Here is a 14,792-nt window from a genome sequence, read left to right on the forward strand (position 1 = left end):
ATGCGTTGGAGATAGGACGCGTGGGGAAGGTGGCGGGTCACGCGGCCAGGGCGTCGGCGTCGCGGGACTTCTTGGTCTTGCCGGCGCGCGAAGGCATGTGGCACAGGCCGCAGACATAGCTGCCGTTCAGGTCCATGCAGTTGACCACGTATTTACCCTGGCATTTGCCGCAAGGGGCCAGTTCCAGCATCTTGCTGCCGAAAAAGCGCACCAGCGTCCAGGCGCGGGTCAGCGACAGCAGCGGCTCTTCGCCCGCTTCCGGCGGCATTTGTTCGAGATACAGCTTGTAGGCCTTCATGACCGCCTCGATGCCGGTGGCGCCGGCGTGGTCGACCAGGAATTTATGGATGTTGATGAACAGCGAGGAATGGATGTTCGGCTGCCAGGTCAGGAACCAGTCGGTCGAGAACGGCAGCATGCCCTTCGGTGGCGACACGCCGCGCAACTCCTTGTACAGCTTGAGCAGGCGCTCGCGCGACAGCGACACCTCGGTTTCCAGCAATTGCAGGCGCGCGCCCAGCTGGATCAGTTCAATCGCAAGCTGAATCTCTTGTGCTTCAGACACTACGCTTTTCTTGGTCATGATCCCTGCTCCCGGCTGTCTAGATGATGGTAATGCGCTTTGCGCTGCGATGGCGTTCGGTACGACGGTGCGCCGCGATTAAGCGATTTCCTCGACAGCCTGGCCGGCCATCAGGATGGCGGCGTGCGACTGGGCCAGGGAACGATCTTTATTATAGTTGGTCAGCATCGACAGGATGGCGCCGTCGTCGAAGCGGAAGCGGGCCAGCATCATGTTGCCGCCTGCCAGTTTGAGGATTTGAGCGTTGCTCATGCCTTCGATCAGGTCGGCGATCTCGGCGGCGATGCCCAGACGGAAGATCGCGGTGACTTTGTCGGCGCGGATCATCTGCTGCGCGAGCATCAGGTAGCTCAGGTTAGCATCGCGAATTTCAGCCATCATATCGTTTGCGGTCATTTCCATCTCCCAGTATTTGTTTCACTGCGGAACACAATTGCGTTTCCAGTGAGATACATTCTGCGGGAGCAACAAAAATACGAGTAGAGGATACTTTCCGTATTTTCAGTCAGGAAATAGCGAACGCGACCCGTCGGTGTTTGTCTGACAAACACTCTGGGATCGAGGCTCTACGCCCTTGCGGCGTGGAAATTTTATGGCTAAGAATCTTCAAAAAAGTCCTGTCATGACACGAAAAAATAGTTCGTATGGCGACTCTTTTTTGCTACATCTAACCCGGTTACGGCAGCTTTTTCGGGAACTTTAGGGTTTCCACAGAAAAATTTTAAATTATTTTCGACTACATCCTTGCAAGCCGAAGCGCGATTTACCTGCTTTTACCCTCTTCATGAATCTGGTAACGGCAGCGGCTGCGGGAACTTTAGGGTTTTTTTGAATTTTTTTGAAAAAAAATCGAAAATAGTTCTCGAACACCCCGCAAAGCCAGCATTCATGCGGGTTTGCGGGGTGACGGGTGGTGCCGCGGGCGGTCCGGGCGCCGGCAAAACCGGCGGTTTTTCCTGCTACACTGGCGCATCAGACAACTTGTTTAAGCCTAAAGTATTTACGGACTCAAAAAAAGGTAATTTAATGACAACTCGCAATGACTGCCTACAACGCGACGCGCGGGACCCGCTGGCCGCGCTGCGCGAACGCTTCGATCTGCCTGCCGGCGTGATATATCTGGATGGCAACTCCTTGGGCGCGCGTCCGAAGGCCGCCCTCACCCGCGCCCAGCATGTCATCGCGCAGGAATGGGGACACGACCTGATCCGCAGCTGGAACACCGCCGGTTGGTTCGACCTGCCGAAAAGGCTGGGCAACAGGCTGGCGCCGCTGATCGGCGGCGCCCCGGACGAGGTCGTCGTCACCGACACCACCTCGCTCAACCTGTTCAAGGCGCTGGCCGCCGCGCTGCACATGCAGGCCAACGACCCGGCCAACGCCAACCGACGCGTGATCGTCACCGAACGCTCCAACTTCCCGACCGACATCTATATGGCCCAGGGCCTGAGCGGCTGGCTCGATCGCGGCTACACCGTCAAGCTGGTCGACTCGGTGGAGGAGCTGCCGGCCGCCATCGGCGCCGACACCGCCGTCGTCATGCTGACCCACGTGAACTACCGCACCGGCTACCAGCACGACATGCGCGCCACCAGCGCCCTGGCCCACGCGGCCGGCGCGCTGATCATCTGGGACTTGGCCCACTCGGCGGGCGCGGTGCCGCTGGACTTGAACGGCGACGGCGCCGACCTGGCCGTCGGCTGCACCTACAAGTACCTGAACGGCGGCCCCGGCGCCCCGGCCTTCATCTGGGTGCCGCGCCGGCACCAGGCCCGCTTCACGCAGCCGCTGTCGGGCTGGTGGGGCCACGCCGCGCCGTTCGCGATGGCGCCGGACTTCGCCCCGACCGCCGGCATCGGCCGCGCGCTGTGCGGCACGCAACCGGTGGTGTCGCTGGCGCTGGTCGAGTGCGGGCTGGAGGTGTTCGAACACACGTCGATGGCGGCGATCCGCGAAAAATCGCTGGCGCTCACCGACCTGTTCATCGAACTGGTGGAGCAACGCTGCGCCGACCACCCGCTGGGACTGGTCACGCCACGCGCGCACGCGCGCCGTGGCAGCCAGGTCGGCTTCACCCATCCGCACGGCTACGCGGTGATGTCGGCGCTGATCGCGCGCGGCGTCATCGGCGACTACCGCGAACCGGCCATCATGCGCTTCGGCTTCACGCCGCTGTACACCAGCTACACCGAAGTCTGGGACGCGGTCGACATCCTGCGCGACATCCTGGACCGCAAAGACTACGACGTCGACGCCAAGCGTGACGCCGTCACCTGACGAGATCATCATGACCGAACAAAAACCGGCGGCCGACGGCTGCCCGATGCACGCGAAGACGAACCCCGGCGCCGGCGACGCCGAATGGCACGGCGCGCAGATGGACTTCAGCAACTCGATGAGCTATGGCGACTATCTGGGCCTGAACCAGATCCTCAACGCCCAGCACCCGCTGTCGCCCAACCACAACGAAATGCTGTTCATCGTCCAGCACCAGACCAGCGAACTGTGGATGAAGCTGATGCTGCACGAAATGCACGCGGTGCGCGCGCGCCTGCAATCGAACGACCTGGCGCCGGCCTTCAAGATGCTGGCGCGGGTGGCCCGCATCATGGACCAGCTGGTGCACGCCTGGGACGTGCTGGCGACGATGACGCCGCCCGAATACACGGCGATCCGTCCGTATCTGGGCGCCTCGTCGGGCTTCCAGTCGTACCAGTACCGCGAGATCGAGTTTATCCTCGGCAACAAGAACGCCGCCCTGCTGAACGTCCACAGCACCGCGCCGGAGGCCTTCGCGGTGCTCGACAAGGCCTTGCGCGAGCCGTCGGTGTATGACGAAGCGGTCAAGCTGCTGGCGCGCAACGGTCTGCCGATCGCCGCAGAACGGTTGAACGCCGACTGGACCTTGCCGACCGCCGCCGACGAATCGGTGCAAAACGCGTGGCTGGAAGTCTACCGCGACCCGACGAAGTACTGGGCCTTGTACGAGCTGGCCGAAAAGCTGGTCGACCTGGAGACGGCGTTCCGCTTCTGGCGCTTCCGCCACGTCACCACGGTCGAGCGCATCATCGGCTTCAAGACCGGCACCGGCGGCACGGCCGGCGTCAGCTACCTGCGCAAGATGCTCGACGTGGTGCTATTCCCCGAACTGTTCGCGCTGCGCACGGCGTTGTAAAACCCCGGGGGTCAAGTCTGTCATTCGGACACGGGCTGGGCCGTAAGGACCCAGGATAACCCCACTTGTCCCCGCTTGCGCATATCACCTGGTGCCGCGCGGCGCCGCGCCGTGGCCGGGTTAAGATGCAAACCATTCTATCCAGCAAGGAAGTAAATGGACTACGAGGTACTCACCCTGGCCGGCCTGTGGAATTCCGGCCCTGCCCACTGGCAAACCCGATGGGAGCAAAACCATCCGACCTGGGTCCGCGTGCCGCACCGCGACTGGGACACCCCCGACCGCGAGGTATGGGTGGCCGAACTGGACGCCGCCATCGCCCGGTGCGAGCGTCCGCCGGTGCTGGCCGCGCACAGCCTGGGCTGCTCCCTGGTGACGCGCTGGGCCGCCTCCGGCTCCGCGTACCGGATCGCCGGCGCCTTCCTGGTCGCGCCCAGCGACACCGACGCGCCCTCCTACCCCAACTGCACCACCGGTTTCCAGCCGATGCTGCTGGAGCGCCTGCCGTTCCCCAGCATCGTCGTCGCCAGCGCCGACGATCCCTACGTCAGCACACAGCGCGCGCAACAGTTCGCAAAGGCCTGGGGAAGTGACTACAATGAGATCGGCAACGCCGGCCATATCAACGGCGATGCTGGCTACGGCCCGTGGCCGGAAGGTGAAAAGCTACTACTGAACCTCTGCAAAAAGGTCCAGCGCTGAGGGAACTCGCGCACGGGTATTCCCTCTAACATTGACGCAAGAAGGCCCAATAACGCATCAATAACAAGGAGGGGACAAGAATGAACCCGCGTATCCGCACGTATCTGGCGGCGGCAGGCTTGATGTTGTCGGCCGCGAGCGCCGGCGCCGCCAACTACAGCGCCATCCTTACCGGCCAGCAGGAAGAGCCGCCCAACACCTCGCCGGCCATCGGCGCCAGCACGATCAGTTTCGATCCCGCCACCCATATACTGGAAATCAACGTCACCTTCAGCGGTCTGGCGGGGGAAACCTACGCCGCGCACATCCACTGCTGCACCACGGCGCCGGGCACCGGCATCGCCGGCGTCATGACGCCGGTGCCGAATCTGAGCGGCTTTCCGCAGGGGGTACACAGCGGCGTCTACACCCACACCTACGACACCTCGCTGGCGTCGAGCTGGAGCCCGAGCTTCCTGAGCAGCTGGGGCAACAGCACCGCGTTCGCGGAAGCGGCGTTTGATAACGCGCTCAAAAACGGCAGCGCGTATTTCAACATCCATACCAGCTACGCGTCCGCCGGCGAGGTGCGCGGCTTCTATGCGCTGGCACCGGCGGCGGCGATACCGGAGCCGGAAAGCGTCGCGATGCTGGGCATCGGCCTGCCGGTGCTGCTGATGCTGGCGCGGCGGCGCTCGAAAAATTCGGTCAAATCAAAATAACTTCTAAAACACGTAGGGCGGATTAGCGGAGCGTAATCGGCCATCTATGCGCCGTCGATGGCTCATAGATGGCCGATTACGGCGTTCCGCCTAATCCGCCCTACGTGGATCTGTGGTAACTCTTGCGCTTACTTGCCCGCGCCGCTCAGCAGCATCTCGTTGAGACGCTTGACGAACGTGGCCGGGTCGCTCAGCGAACCGCCCTCCGCCAACAACGCCTGATCGAACAGGATGTTGGCCCAGTCGCCGAACGCGGTGCCCGATTCCTCGTACTTCAAACGCGTCACCAGCGGGTGGTTCGGATTGATCTCGAGGATAGGCTTGGACTCCGGCGCGCTCTGGCCGGCCGCCTTCAACATGCGCAGCAGGTTGCCCGACAGCTCATGCTCGTCCGCCACCAGGCAGGCCGGCGAATCGGTCAGGCGGAACGTCACGCGCACGTCCTTGGCTTTGTCCGACAAGGCTTCCTTCATCTTGCCGACCAAATCCTTGTACGAGCTTTCGGTCTCTTCGTGCTCCTTCTTCTCGGCCTCGTCTTCCAGCGCGCCCAGATCCAGGCCGCCCTTGGCCACCGACACCAGCTCCTTGCCTTCGAACTCGGTCAGGAACGACAGCATCCACTCGTCGACGCGGTCGGTCAGCAGCAGCACTTCGACGCCCTTCTTGCGGAAGATCTCCAGGTGCGGGCTGTTCTTGGCGGCGACGTAGTTATCGGCCGTGACGTAGTAGATCTTGTCCTGGCCTTCCTTCAGGCGCGCGACATACTGCTCCAGCGAGACGCTTTGCTCGTCGTTCTCGTTGGCGGTCGAGGCGAAGCGCAGCAGCTTGGCCAGGCGGTCCTTGTTGGTCGCGTCCTCGCCGATGCCCTCTTTCAGCACCTGGCCGAACTCCTTCCAGAAGGTGGCGTACTTGTCCTTCTTCTCCTGCTCTTCGGCGTTGGCCAGTTCCTCCAGCATGCCGATCACACGCTTGGTCGAGCCGTCGCGGATCACCTTGACGTCGCGCGACTCCTGCAGGATCTCGCGCGAGACGTTCAACGGCAGGTCGGCCGAGTCGATCACGCCCTTGACCATGCGCAGGTAGGCCGGCATCAGCTGCTCGGCGTCGTCCATGATGAACACGCGCTTGACGTACAGCTTGATGCCGCCGCGCTTGTTGCGGTCCCACAGGTCGAACGGCGCCTTGGCCGGGATGTACAGCAGTTGCGTGTACTCGCTGCGGCCTTCGACGCGGTTGTGCGTGTACGCCAGCGGCGCCTGGAAGTCGTGCGAGACGTGCTTGTAGAATTCCTCGTACTGCTCCGGCGTGATCTCCGATTTGCTGCGCGCCCACAGCGCGCTGGCCTGGTTGACGGTCTCGAATTCGTCTTTAAGAACGGTTTCCTTCTTCTCGTCGTCCCATTCCTCTTTCTGCATCACGATCGGCAGCGAGATATGGTCCGAGTACTTGCGGATGATGGATTTGATCTTCCACGACGACAGCAGCTCGTCCTCGCCTTCGCGCAGGTGCAGGATGATGTCGGTGCCACGGCCGGTCTTTTCGATCTGCTCGACCGAGTAATCGCCCTCGCCGGCCGATTCCCAACGTACGCCTTCGGACGCCTCGGCGCCGGCGCGGCGGGTTTCGACGGTGATCTTGTCGGCGACGATGAAGCCGGAGTAGAAGCCCACGCCGAACTGGCCGATCAGGGCCGCGTCCTGCTGCTGGTCGCCCGACAGCTTGCCGAAGAATTCCTTGGTGCCCGATTTGGCGATGGTGCCCAGGTGCGAGATCGCCTCGTCGCGGCTCATGCCGATGCCGTTGTCGGAAATGGTGATGGTGCGGGCGGCTTTGTCGAAGCTGACCTTGATCTTCAGTTCATGGTCGTTGCCATACAGGGCGTCGTTGTTGATCGCCTCGAAGCGCAGCTTGTCGGACGCGTCGGACGCGTTCGAGATCAATTCGCGCAGGAAAATCTCTTTATTCGAGTACAGGGAGTGGATCATCAGCTGCAACAGCTGTTTCACTTCAGCCTGGAAACCAAGGGTTTGCTTATCGTTATCTGCCATTTTTAGAGCCTCTAATAGTCTTAGTGTACGTGCGCGAAGTCGCACGGGTGTGGCGAAAGTGGGGATTATAAAATGGTTTTCAAGAGCAGCTTGCTATTTTCCCAACTGCTGCTCCAGGAACTTCCACACGCCCGGCTCCTGCATCGCCGCCACATTGAGCCGCATGCGGGTCGACGGCAGCTGCGTGGGCGAGAACAGGCTGCCCGGCGCCAGCAGCAGATTGTCGGCCATGGCGCGCTCGGTCAGCACGCTGGTGTCGCAGCCGGCGTCCGCCCAGACGAACATCCCGGCCGGCGACGCCACGTCCACCTTCAGGCCGACGCGCTCCATCTGCCGCACCGCCTTGGCGCGGATGCCGTCGAGCCGCGTGCGCACCCGGTCCGCGTGCTTGCGGTAGGAGCCCTCGGACAGCACTTTATAGACCACCCGCTCGCCGATATCGCTGGTGGTCAGGGTGGACAGCATCTTGCGGTCGGCCAGCCTCTCGGCCCGCTCGGCCGACGTGGCGATGAAGCCGACCCGCAGGTTGGCCGCCATCGTCTTGGAGAAGCCGCCCAGGTAAATCACCCGCTGCAGCTGGTCCAGCGCCGACAGCCGCGTGGCCGGCTGCACCGCGCTGCCGGGGTGCAGGTCGCAGTAGATGTCGTCTTCGACGATGATGAAGTCGTGCTCCTCCGACAGCCGCAGCACCTGGAACGCCTTGGCCGCCGACAGCGAGGTCGAACTGGGATTGTGCAGCACCGAGTTAATAATATAGAGCTTGGGCTTGTGGATCGCCGCCAGCTCGGCCAGCCGGGCGATATCCGGGCCGTCGGCCAGGCGCGGAATGCCGATCACGTTGGCGCCCAGCGCGGCGAAGGAGCCGAACATCAGGAACCAGGCCGGATCGTCGACGAAGATGGTGTCGCCGGGCCGGGTGAACTCGCGCGCCACCATGTCCAGCGCCTGCGTGACGCCGGCGGTGGTGACGATTTGCTCCGGCGCGGCGGCGATTTCCAGCTCGGCGAGCTTGTGCTGCAGTTGCTGGCGCAGCGGCAGGAAGCCCTGCGGCAGGCCGTAGCTCACCAGCAGATTGGGATTCTGGCGGCTGACCGCGCGCAGCGCGTTGGCGATCGCGGTGCCGTCCAGCCATTCGGGCGGCAGCACGCCGGAGCCGGGCATCTGGTGGTGCGGCATCTGGCGGAACATGTTCCGCACCAGCCAGACCACGTCGATCGGCTTGGCGTCTAGCCGGGAACGGGAGGCGCCCGCCCCGGCCGGGGCGCTTGCCGCGTCGGTGGCGTTGAGCGCCATCGGCGCCCGCTCGCGCACGAAAAAGCCGGCGCCCCGGCGCGACTCCAGGTAGCCGGTCGCCACCAGCTTGTCGTAGCTGGCCACCACGGTGAAGGCGGACACGCCATGCGCCGCCGCGAACGCGCGGATCGACGGCATGCGCGCCCCGCCCCGCAGCAGCCGGTCGTCGATGCGCGCCGCCACCGAGCGCACGATCTGGTCGATCAGCGTTTCGCCCGATTCGCGCGACAGCAATCCCACCAACGGTCCGGCGGCGGACCTGGGCCTGGACGCCGCTTTAACCGCCTTGGCATTCCCGCCCGCCGGCACCGACGCCACCGCCGGTCCGGGTGCGGCGGCGGCCACGGCGCGGGCGTGCGCGGCCGCCAACGCCTCATTAACAGCCTCGGCCGCGGCCGAGGCGGCGGCGCCTAAAAGCGATGTGCGCTTGCGTGTATTGGTCATGCTACCGTCACAGTATAAGAAATTAAGTTTAAAGTGTACTGGCACTGTACTGGCTTTTGTACCGTAGGATACACCCATAGGACGAGCAAATCCAAGCAAATCCAAGCAAACCCACTGGAGCCAGCATGACCCGCATCGCCACCCACAGCGCCCCGCCCACCACGGTAGCCCCGATCCCGACCCACGGTTCCCGCCTCGGCGGCATCAGCGACGAAACGGCCGGCATGCTGCTGGGCCTCATCGGGGTCGCCATCTTCAGCCTGACCCTGCCCTTCACCCGGCTCGCCGTCGGCGCCGCCGGCGATACCGGTGGCGCCACCGGCCTGTCGCCGATGTTCGTCGCGCTGGGGCGCGCGCTGGTCGCCGCCGCGCTGGCCGGCGCCTGGCTGCTGTGGAAGCGCGCGCCGCTGCCTCCCCGCGCCGCATTGGCGCCGCTGGCGACGGTGGCCGTCGGCTGCGTGATCGGCTTCCCGTGGCTGACCTCCATCGCCATGCGCTCGCTGCCGGCCGCCCACGGCGCCGTCCTGATCGGCATCCTGCCGCTGGCCACCGCCGTCTTCGCGGCCCTGCTGGGCGGCGAAAAACCTTCGGCCGGCTTCTGGATCATGGCCTTGTGCGGCTCGGCGCTGGTGGCCGGCTTCGCACTGCGCCAGAGCGGCGGCGGCCTGCATCTGGCCGATTTGGCGATCTTCGCCGCCGTGCTGCTGGCCGCCATGGGCTACGCCGCCGGCGGGCGCCTGTCGCAGACCCTGGGCGGTCAGCAGACCATTTGCTGGGCGCTGGTGCTGGCCGCGCCGGTGCTGGTCCCGGTGGTCGGCTGGCTGTGCTGGCACGACGCCGGTCAAATCGCCGCCGCCGGCGCGGCCGCCTGGACCGGCTTCGCCTACGTCTCGGTATTCTCGATGTTCATCGGATTCTTCTTCTGGTATCGCGGCATGGCGCTGGGCGGCGTGGCGCGGGTCGGCCAGGTGCAGCTGGTGCAGCCCTTCCTGTCGCTGCTCGGGGCGGCCCTGATCCTGGGCGAGGCGCTGGAGTGGCCAACCGTGATATTTGCAATCGCCGTCATCGCCACGGTGGGCATCGGCCGCAAAATGCAGGTGAAACGCCGCTAAAACCGTGGAGTATTCTGATTTTGGCTCAATTGCAGGCATGGCCTGTCTCAAGAGTACAATATCGGTCTACAGCCCCACCCACTTACTATATGGATAAGCACATGTCTGTCTACGAAAAACTGAAAGCGCTCGATATCACCCTGGCCGCACCCGCCACCCCGGCCGCCGCCTACGTCATGTATGCGCAAACCGGCAACACGGTGTTCATCTCGGGTCACATCGCCAAACGCGCCGACGGCAGCGTGTGGGTGGGCCAGTTGGGCAAGAACATCGACACGGCCGAAGGCAAGCAAGCCGCGCGCGCCATCGCCATCGACTTGATCGGCACCCTGCAGGCGGCCGTCGGCGGCGACCTGAACCGCGTGCGCCGCATCGTCAAGCTGATGAGCCTTGTGAACTCCACCCCTGATTTTACCGAACAGCACCTGGTCACCAACGGCGCTTCCGAGCTGCTGGGCGAAGTCTTCGGCGACGCCGGCAAACACGCCCGCTCGGCCTTTGGTGTCGCACAAATCCCGCTTGGCGCCTGCGTCGAAATCGAACTGATCGCGGAAGTCGCGTAAGCGGGCGGCGTCCTATCCGGCGCCGTTCCTTTTTATAAAAGCCGCCACAAGCGCGCTTGTTGAATTGCCTGTCCCCTCCGGCGGCACACATCTAGTGAGACATGTATGAAAATCGAAAATCCGAACCCGATCCAGTGGCGCTTCTCCGAACGCGCCGACCAGCTGCAATCGTCCTTCATCCGCGAGATCCTGAAGATCACGCAGCAGCCCGAGATCATCTCCTTCGCCGGCGGCCTGCCGTCGCCGTTGACCTTCCCGGTCGACGAAATGAAGATCGCCTTCGACAAGGTCCTCGAGACCAACGGCAAAGTGGCGCTGCAATACGGCCCGACCGACGGCTACCTGCCGCTGCGCCAGTGGATCGCCGATTCGCTGTCGGCCAACGGCGCCAAGATCATCCCTGAACAGGTGCTGATGACGTCCGGCTCGCAGCAGGCGCTGGACCTGCTGGGCAAAGTGCTGATCGACGAAGGCAGCCGCGTGCTGGTCGAGACCCCGTCCTACCTGGGCGCGCTGCAGGCCTTCTCGGTCTACCGTCCGGAGTTCAAATCGGTCGACACCGACGAACATGGCCTGGTGCCGTCGTCGCTGGACGCCGTCGCCGCCGGCGCGCGCCTGCTGTACGCGCTGCCGAACTTCCAGAACCCGACCGGCCGCACCCTGTCCGTCGAGCGCCGTCTGGAACTGGTGGAAACCTGCGCCCGTCTGGGCCTGCCGCTGATCGAGGACGATCCGTACGGCGCCTTGAGCTACAAGGGCGATCCGCTGCCGAAGATGGTGGCGATGAACCCCGAAGGCGTGATCTACATGGGCTCCTTCTCCAAGGTACTGACGCCGGGCATCCGTCTGGGCTACGTGGTGGCTCCGCTGCCGCTGGTGCGCCGCCTGGAGCTGGCCAAGCAGGCCGCCGACCTGCACACCTCGCAGCTGACGCAGATGGTGGTGCATGAAGTGATCAAGGACGGCTTCCTGGAGCGGCATATCCCGAAAATCCGCACCTTGTACGGCAACCAGTGCCAGGTCATGCTGGATGCGATGGCGCAGTACTTCCCGGCCGGCGTCGAGTGGACCAAGCCCGAAGGCGGCATGTTCATCTGGGTCACGCTGCCCAAGCACATCGACGCGATGAAACTGCTGGACGAGGCGATCGCCCAGAAGGTCGCCTTCGTACCGGGTTCGCCGTTCTACGCCAACGAACCGGAAACCAACACTTTGCGCCTTTCGTTCGTGACCGTGCCGCCGGAACGCATCCGCGCCGGCATCGAGATCCTCGGCAAACTGATCGCCGCCAAGATCTAAAGACGGCTCATTGTGGCATCCCGTGGGCGGCGTTCGCCGCCCACACTCCCTCTCTTGTCTTCCCTACAAAAAAAAGCACGGTCCCTTGCTGCCGTTGGGCCGGCGTCGCTTTCAAGCCTGAAGTATCCCTCCAAAATCATGCGCTGAATTTTTACATATCAGGCGGGCAACGCGGTATGATTTGAATGGATAGTCACTTAGTAAGGCAAGCCTTTGTTCATGCGTGTACAAACTTCCCCAGCTCGCCCCCTGCGCCGCCGCCCCGCGCGCTCGCGGCCCCACGCCGAAACGATCCATCAGGCCAAAGGCGACGCGCAATGATACCCGTGAGTTCCGGATTGGCCACGCGGCGCGATGCCGCGATACTGATCGTCGACGACGCGCCGGAGAATCTCGCCGTGCTGCGCAAGCTGATGGTCGAACAGGGATATCAGACGTTTGTCGCCACCTCCGGCGAGCGAGCGCTCAAGATCGCCCGCCGCGTCCATCCGGACCTGATACTGCTCGACGTGGTGATGCCGGGGATGGACGGCCTGGAGACCTGCCGCCAGCTCAAAAGCCACGCGGCCACGCAACGCATCCCCGTCATCTTCATGAGCGCGAAAACCGACACCGACGATGTGGTGGCCGGCTTCGACATCGGCGCCGTCGATTACATCGGCAAACCGCTGCGCATGGCCGAGGTGTGCGCGCGCGTGCGCACGCAGCTGCAAATCCGTAGCAACAGCGAAACCCAGGAAGAACAGGCCGAGCGCCTGCGCACCATCGTCAACAACATGGCCGAGGGCCTGCTGATCATCGAGGCGGACGGACGCATCCAGTTCACCAATCCGGCCTGCGACAAATACCTGGGCTACCAGGAGAACGAGCTGGCCGGCCGCGCCATCTCGGAGCTGCTCAACCCCCTGGTGGCGCAGGAATACCTGGAATACTTCGCCCGCTATGCCGCCTCGCCCGAGATGGCGCACAGCCACGGCACGCGCGAGGTGATCATCCGCCACCGCAACGGCAGTTCGGTGTGCATGGACCTGACGCTGACGCCGATGTACCTGCGCCAGCCGCTGTTCATCGGTCTGCTGCACGACATCACGCACCACAAACAATCGGAGGACGCGCTGCAGCGCGCCGCCATGGTCGATCCGCTGACGCAGATCGCCAACCGGCGCCACTTCGACAGCTTCCTGGAAAAGGAGTGGCAGCGCTCCATGCGCAGCGGCCAGCCGCTATCGCTGGTGGTGCTGGACGTCGACCACTTCAAACTGTACAACGACACGCTGGGCCACCCGGCGGGCGACACCTGCCTGCAGCGGGTGGCGGCCGCCATCGCCTCGCACGCGCTGCGCCCCACCGACCTGGCGGCGCGCTACGGCGGCGAGGAATTCGTGCTGCTGTTCGCCGAGACCGGGGCCGAAACGGCGGCCATGATGGCCGAGGCGATCCGCGCCCACATCGAATCGCTGCGCATTCCCCACCCGCGGTCGACGACGTCCGAGTGGCTGACCGTCAGCATCGGCGTGGCGACCATCCACCCGCACCAGCTGGACAACACCGAATCGCTGTTCGTCGCCGCCGACCGCGCGATGTACGTCGCCAAGGAAGGCGGCCGCAATCAGGTCCAGTCGACCAGCACCGGCGGCGCCGCGCTGGAGGCGGTCAAAGCGCTGGTGATGCGCTGACCCGGCCCCTCAGCGCCTTCAATCCAAGCGGCACGCTGACGGCCAGCGCCAGCAACGAAAACACGATCACGCCAACGCCGCCGGCGTCCTGGAACAACTCTCCGGCGCCGACGGTGCCCGCCGCCACGGCGGCAAACGTCACCACCACCGATTGCGACAGCAGGCTGCCGTCGCGGTCCTGCGCCGAGATAAAGCTGTTCAGCACCGCCATGATGGCGTAGAAGGCCATGTTCAACATCAGTTGGCCGGCGAAGAACAGCACCGCGCCGCTGGCGGTGAAGAAGCAGGCAACCGAGGCGAACATCACGAGCAGCGCGCCCATGACCGTCAATCCGCGCCGCGCGGCCAGCGCCGGTATCGCCGGCACCACCGCGCCAAAGAAACCGAGCAACGAGGACACCGCCAGCAGGGTCCCGATCGTCGGCAGCGACAGGCCGATACGCTCGCCCTGCAACGCCGATACCGCCCACACACCTGCCTGCACGCTGTAGACGCCGACGAACACGCCCCACGCCAGCCATACGCCGGCGCCGACGCGGCGCCTGCCGGCGCTCGTCCCCATGGGCGCAGGCGCGCGCGCGGGCACCAGAGCCGGTGTGCGAACGGCCGCCACGCCCAGCACCGCCGCCAGCATCGCAAGGCCGATCCAGACTCCGTCGCCCGCCGCCACATCCGGCAACAGCGACACCAGCGTGAACACGCCGGCTACGGCCAACCCTGACAGCAGCAGCACCATGCCCCACAGACGGTCGGCGTCGCGGTGGCAGGCCAGGCAAATTCCGACCATGACGATCATCTGCGCTTCGCAAACGCCGACCGCCAGCCGCAGCGCGCCGAACAGCGGTGTGGAAAGCGTCACCGCCGTCAGCATCTGGCACAGCGCCAGCAACACCAGCGCCACGGCCGTACACCGCCCCGGCCAGCGCCGCGCCATCGGCGGCAGCAGGATGCAGCCGGCCAGCATGCCGACCATCTCGACGCCGGTCATCAAAGTGGCCTGGCCCTCATCGAAGTGCAAGCGCGCCATCGTGTTGGTCACCAGCAGCGGCATCATGGTGGTGCCGCCTATGCCCAGCGCCCACGCGGAGGCGAGTGTCAGGGTTGAACCGGTCGTGGTTTTCACGGCGTCGACATCGGGCAGGGGCGCTGCGGGTATGGTGGTCATCGCTGGTCCATGGTGGTGGCGGCACGATTTG

Annotated in this window: 13 protein-coding genes; 8 read left to right on the forward strand and 5 right to left on the reverse strand. The window is 64.5% G+C overall.

The features are described 5' to 3' along the window. Positions 1-37 precede the first annotated feature (37 nt). On the reverse strand, positions 38-583 hold the full coding sequence (flhC, locus tag MRBLMU1_RS18580) for a flagellar transcriptional regulator FlhC (protein ID WP_363503992.1): 546 nt from the start codon (positions 581-583) through the stop codon (positions 38-40). A gap of 78 nt (positions 584-661) precedes the next feature. Then, a complete protein-coding gene (flhD, locus tag MRBLMU1_RS18585) occupies positions 662-979 on the reverse strand; it encodes a flagellar transcriptional regulator FlhD (protein ID WP_018059336.1) in 318 nt (105 codons plus the stop codon). A 630-nt stretch (positions 980-1,609) separates the two neighbouring features. Between flhD and kynU the strand changes: the two genes are divergently transcribed. From kynU to MRBLMU1_RS18605, 4 genes are all read left to right on the forward strand, one after another. Then, positions 1,610-2,860: a kynureninase gene (gene kynU, locus MRBLMU1_RS18590; protein ID WP_363503994.1), complete on the forward strand. Its 1,251-nt coding sequence runs from the start codon at positions 1,610-1,612 to the stop codon at positions 2,858-2,860. A gap of 10 nt (positions 2,861-2,870) precedes the next feature. Beyond that, on the forward strand, positions 2,871-3,758 hold the full coding sequence (gene kynA / locus MRBLMU1_RS18595; protein WP_363503996.1) for a tryptophan 2,3-dioxygenase: 888 nt from the start codon (positions 2,871-2,873) through the stop codon (positions 3,756-3,758). A 156-nt stretch (positions 3,759-3,914) separates the two neighbouring features. Then, positions 3,915-4,460 (forward strand): RBBP9/YdeN family alpha/beta hydrolase, encoded by a 546-nt coding sequence (locus tag MRBLMU1_RS18600; protein WP_363503998.1) that lies wholly within the window; start codon positions 3,915-3,917, stop codon positions 4,458-4,460. An 80-nt stretch (positions 4,461-4,540) separates the two neighbouring features. Further along, positions 4,541-5,161, forward strand: coding sequence for a CHRD domain-containing protein (locus MRBLMU1_RS18605; protein WP_363504000.1), 621 nt, complete (start codon positions 4,541-4,543; stop codon positions 5,159-5,161). Between the two features lie 128 nt (positions 5,162-5,289). Here the strand turns inward: MRBLMU1_RS18605 and htpG are convergent, their stop codons facing one another. Both htpG and MRBLMU1_RS18615 read right to left on the reverse strand, forming a co-directional pair. Continuing rightward, positions 5,290-7,209, reverse strand: coding sequence for a molecular chaperone HtpG (gene htpG, locus MRBLMU1_RS18610; RefSeq protein WP_363504002.1), 1,920 nt, complete (start codon positions 7,207-7,209; stop codon positions 5,290-5,292). A 93-nt stretch (positions 7,210-7,302) separates the two neighbouring features. Next, entirely contained in the window at positions 7,303-8,946 is a 1,644-nt protein-coding gene (locus tag MRBLMU1_RS18615) for a PLP-dependent aminotransferase family protein (protein WP_363504004.1), read from the reverse strand. A 224-nt stretch (positions 8,947-9,170) separates the two neighbouring features. On the opposite strand from MRBLMU1_RS18615, the gene MRBLMU1_RS18620 reads away from it, so the two are divergent. The 4 genes from MRBLMU1_RS18620 to MRBLMU1_RS18635 all read left to right on the forward strand — a co-directional run bounded on the left by MRBLMU1_RS18620 (position 9,171) and on the right by MRBLMU1_RS18635 (position 13,596). Next, entirely contained in the window at positions 9,171-10,058 is an 888-nt protein-coding gene (locus MRBLMU1_RS18620) for a DMT family transporter (RefSeq protein WP_363505108.1), read from the forward strand. 101 nt (positions 10,059-10,159) lie between these two features. Continuing rightward, positions 10,160-10,621: a RidA family protein gene (locus tag MRBLMU1_RS18625; RefSeq protein WP_209715361.1), complete on the forward strand. Its 462-nt coding sequence runs from the start codon at positions 10,160-10,162 to the stop codon at positions 10,619-10,621. Between the two features lie 105 nt (positions 10,622-10,726). After that, entirely contained in the window at positions 10,727-11,920 is a 1,194-nt protein-coding gene (locus MRBLMU1_RS18630; RefSeq protein WP_363504007.1) for a PLP-dependent aminotransferase family protein, read from the forward strand. Between the two features lie 317 nt (positions 11,921-12,237). After that, a complete protein-coding gene (locus MRBLMU1_RS18635; protein ID WP_414646094.1) occupies positions 12,238-13,596 on the forward strand; it encodes a diguanylate cyclase domain-containing protein in 1,359 nt (452 codons plus the stop codon). Here MRBLMU1_RS18635 and MRBLMU1_RS18640 read toward each other — a convergent pair. Then, positions 13,574-14,761 carry a hypothetical protein gene (locus tag MRBLMU1_RS18640; RefSeq protein WP_363504011.1) on the reverse strand — a complete coding sequence of 396 codons (1,188 nt, stop codon included), beginning with the start codon at positions 14,759-14,761 and terminating at the stop codon, positions 13,574-13,576. The genes MRBLMU1_RS18635 and MRBLMU1_RS18640 overlap by 23 nt on opposite strands. Positions 14,762-14,792 lie beyond the last annotated feature (31 nt).

It is taken from the genome of Burkholderia sp. LMU1-1-1.1 (genome assembly GCF_040675865.1).
GTDB lineage: Bacteria > Pseudomonadota > Gammaproteobacteria > Burkholderiales > Burkholderiaceae_D > Rugamonas.

What these genes read in the sequence shown, in the direction of transcription:
- kynU (WP_363503994.1), top strand. Translation starts at nt 1,610, where the DNA reads ATGACAACTCGCAATGACTGCCTACAACGCGACGCGCGGGACCCGCTG.
- MRBLMU1_RS18615 (WP_363504004.1), bottom strand. Translation starts at nt 8,946, where the DNA reads ATGACCAATACACGCAAGCGCACATCGCTTTTAGGCGCCGCCGCCTCG.
- MRBLMU1_RS18630 (WP_363504007.1), top strand. Translation starts at nt 10,727, where the DNA reads ATGAAAATCGAAAATCCGAACCCGATCCAGTGGCGCTTCTCCGAACGC.
- MRBLMU1_RS18635 (WP_414646094.1), top strand. Translation starts at nt 12,238, where the DNA reads ATGATACCCGTGAGTTCCGGATTGGCCACGCGGCGCGATGCCGCGATA.
- MRBLMU1_RS18620 (WP_363505108.1), top strand. Translation starts at nt 9,171, where the DNA reads ATGCTGCTGGGCCTCATCGGGGTCGCCATCTTCAGCCTGACCCTGCCC.
- htpG (WP_363504002.1), bottom strand. Translation starts at nt 7,209, where the DNA reads ATGGCAGATAACGATAAGCAAACCCTTGGTTTCCAGGCTGAAGTGAAA.
- MRBLMU1_RS18625 (WP_209715361.1), top strand. Translation starts at nt 10,160, where the DNA reads ATGTCTGTCTACGAAAAACTGAAAGCGCTCGATATCACCCTGGCCGCA.
- MRBLMU1_RS18640 (WP_363504011.1), bottom strand. Translation starts at nt 14,761, where the DNA reads ATGACCACCATACCCGCAGCGCCCCTGCCCGATGTCGACGCCGTGAAA.
- flhD (WP_018059336.1), bottom strand. Translation starts at nt 979, where the DNA reads ATGACCGCAAACGATATGATGGCTGAAATTCGCGATGCTAACCTGAGC.
- kynA (WP_363503996.1), top strand. Translation starts at nt 2,871, where the DNA reads ATGACCGAACAAAAACCGGCGGCCGACGGCTGCCCGATGCACGCGAAG.
- MRBLMU1_RS18600 (WP_363503998.1), top strand. Translation starts at nt 3,915, where the DNA reads ATGGACTACGAGGTACTCACCCTGGCCGGCCTGTGGAATTCCGGCCCT.
- flhC (WP_363503992.1), bottom strand. Translation starts at nt 583, where the DNA reads ATGACCAAGAAAAGCGTAGTGTCTGAAGCACAAGAGATTCAGCTTGCG.
- MRBLMU1_RS18605 (WP_363504000.1), top strand. Translation starts at nt 4,541, where the DNA reads ATGAACCCGCGTATCCGCACGTATCTGGCGGCGGCAGGCTTGATGTTG.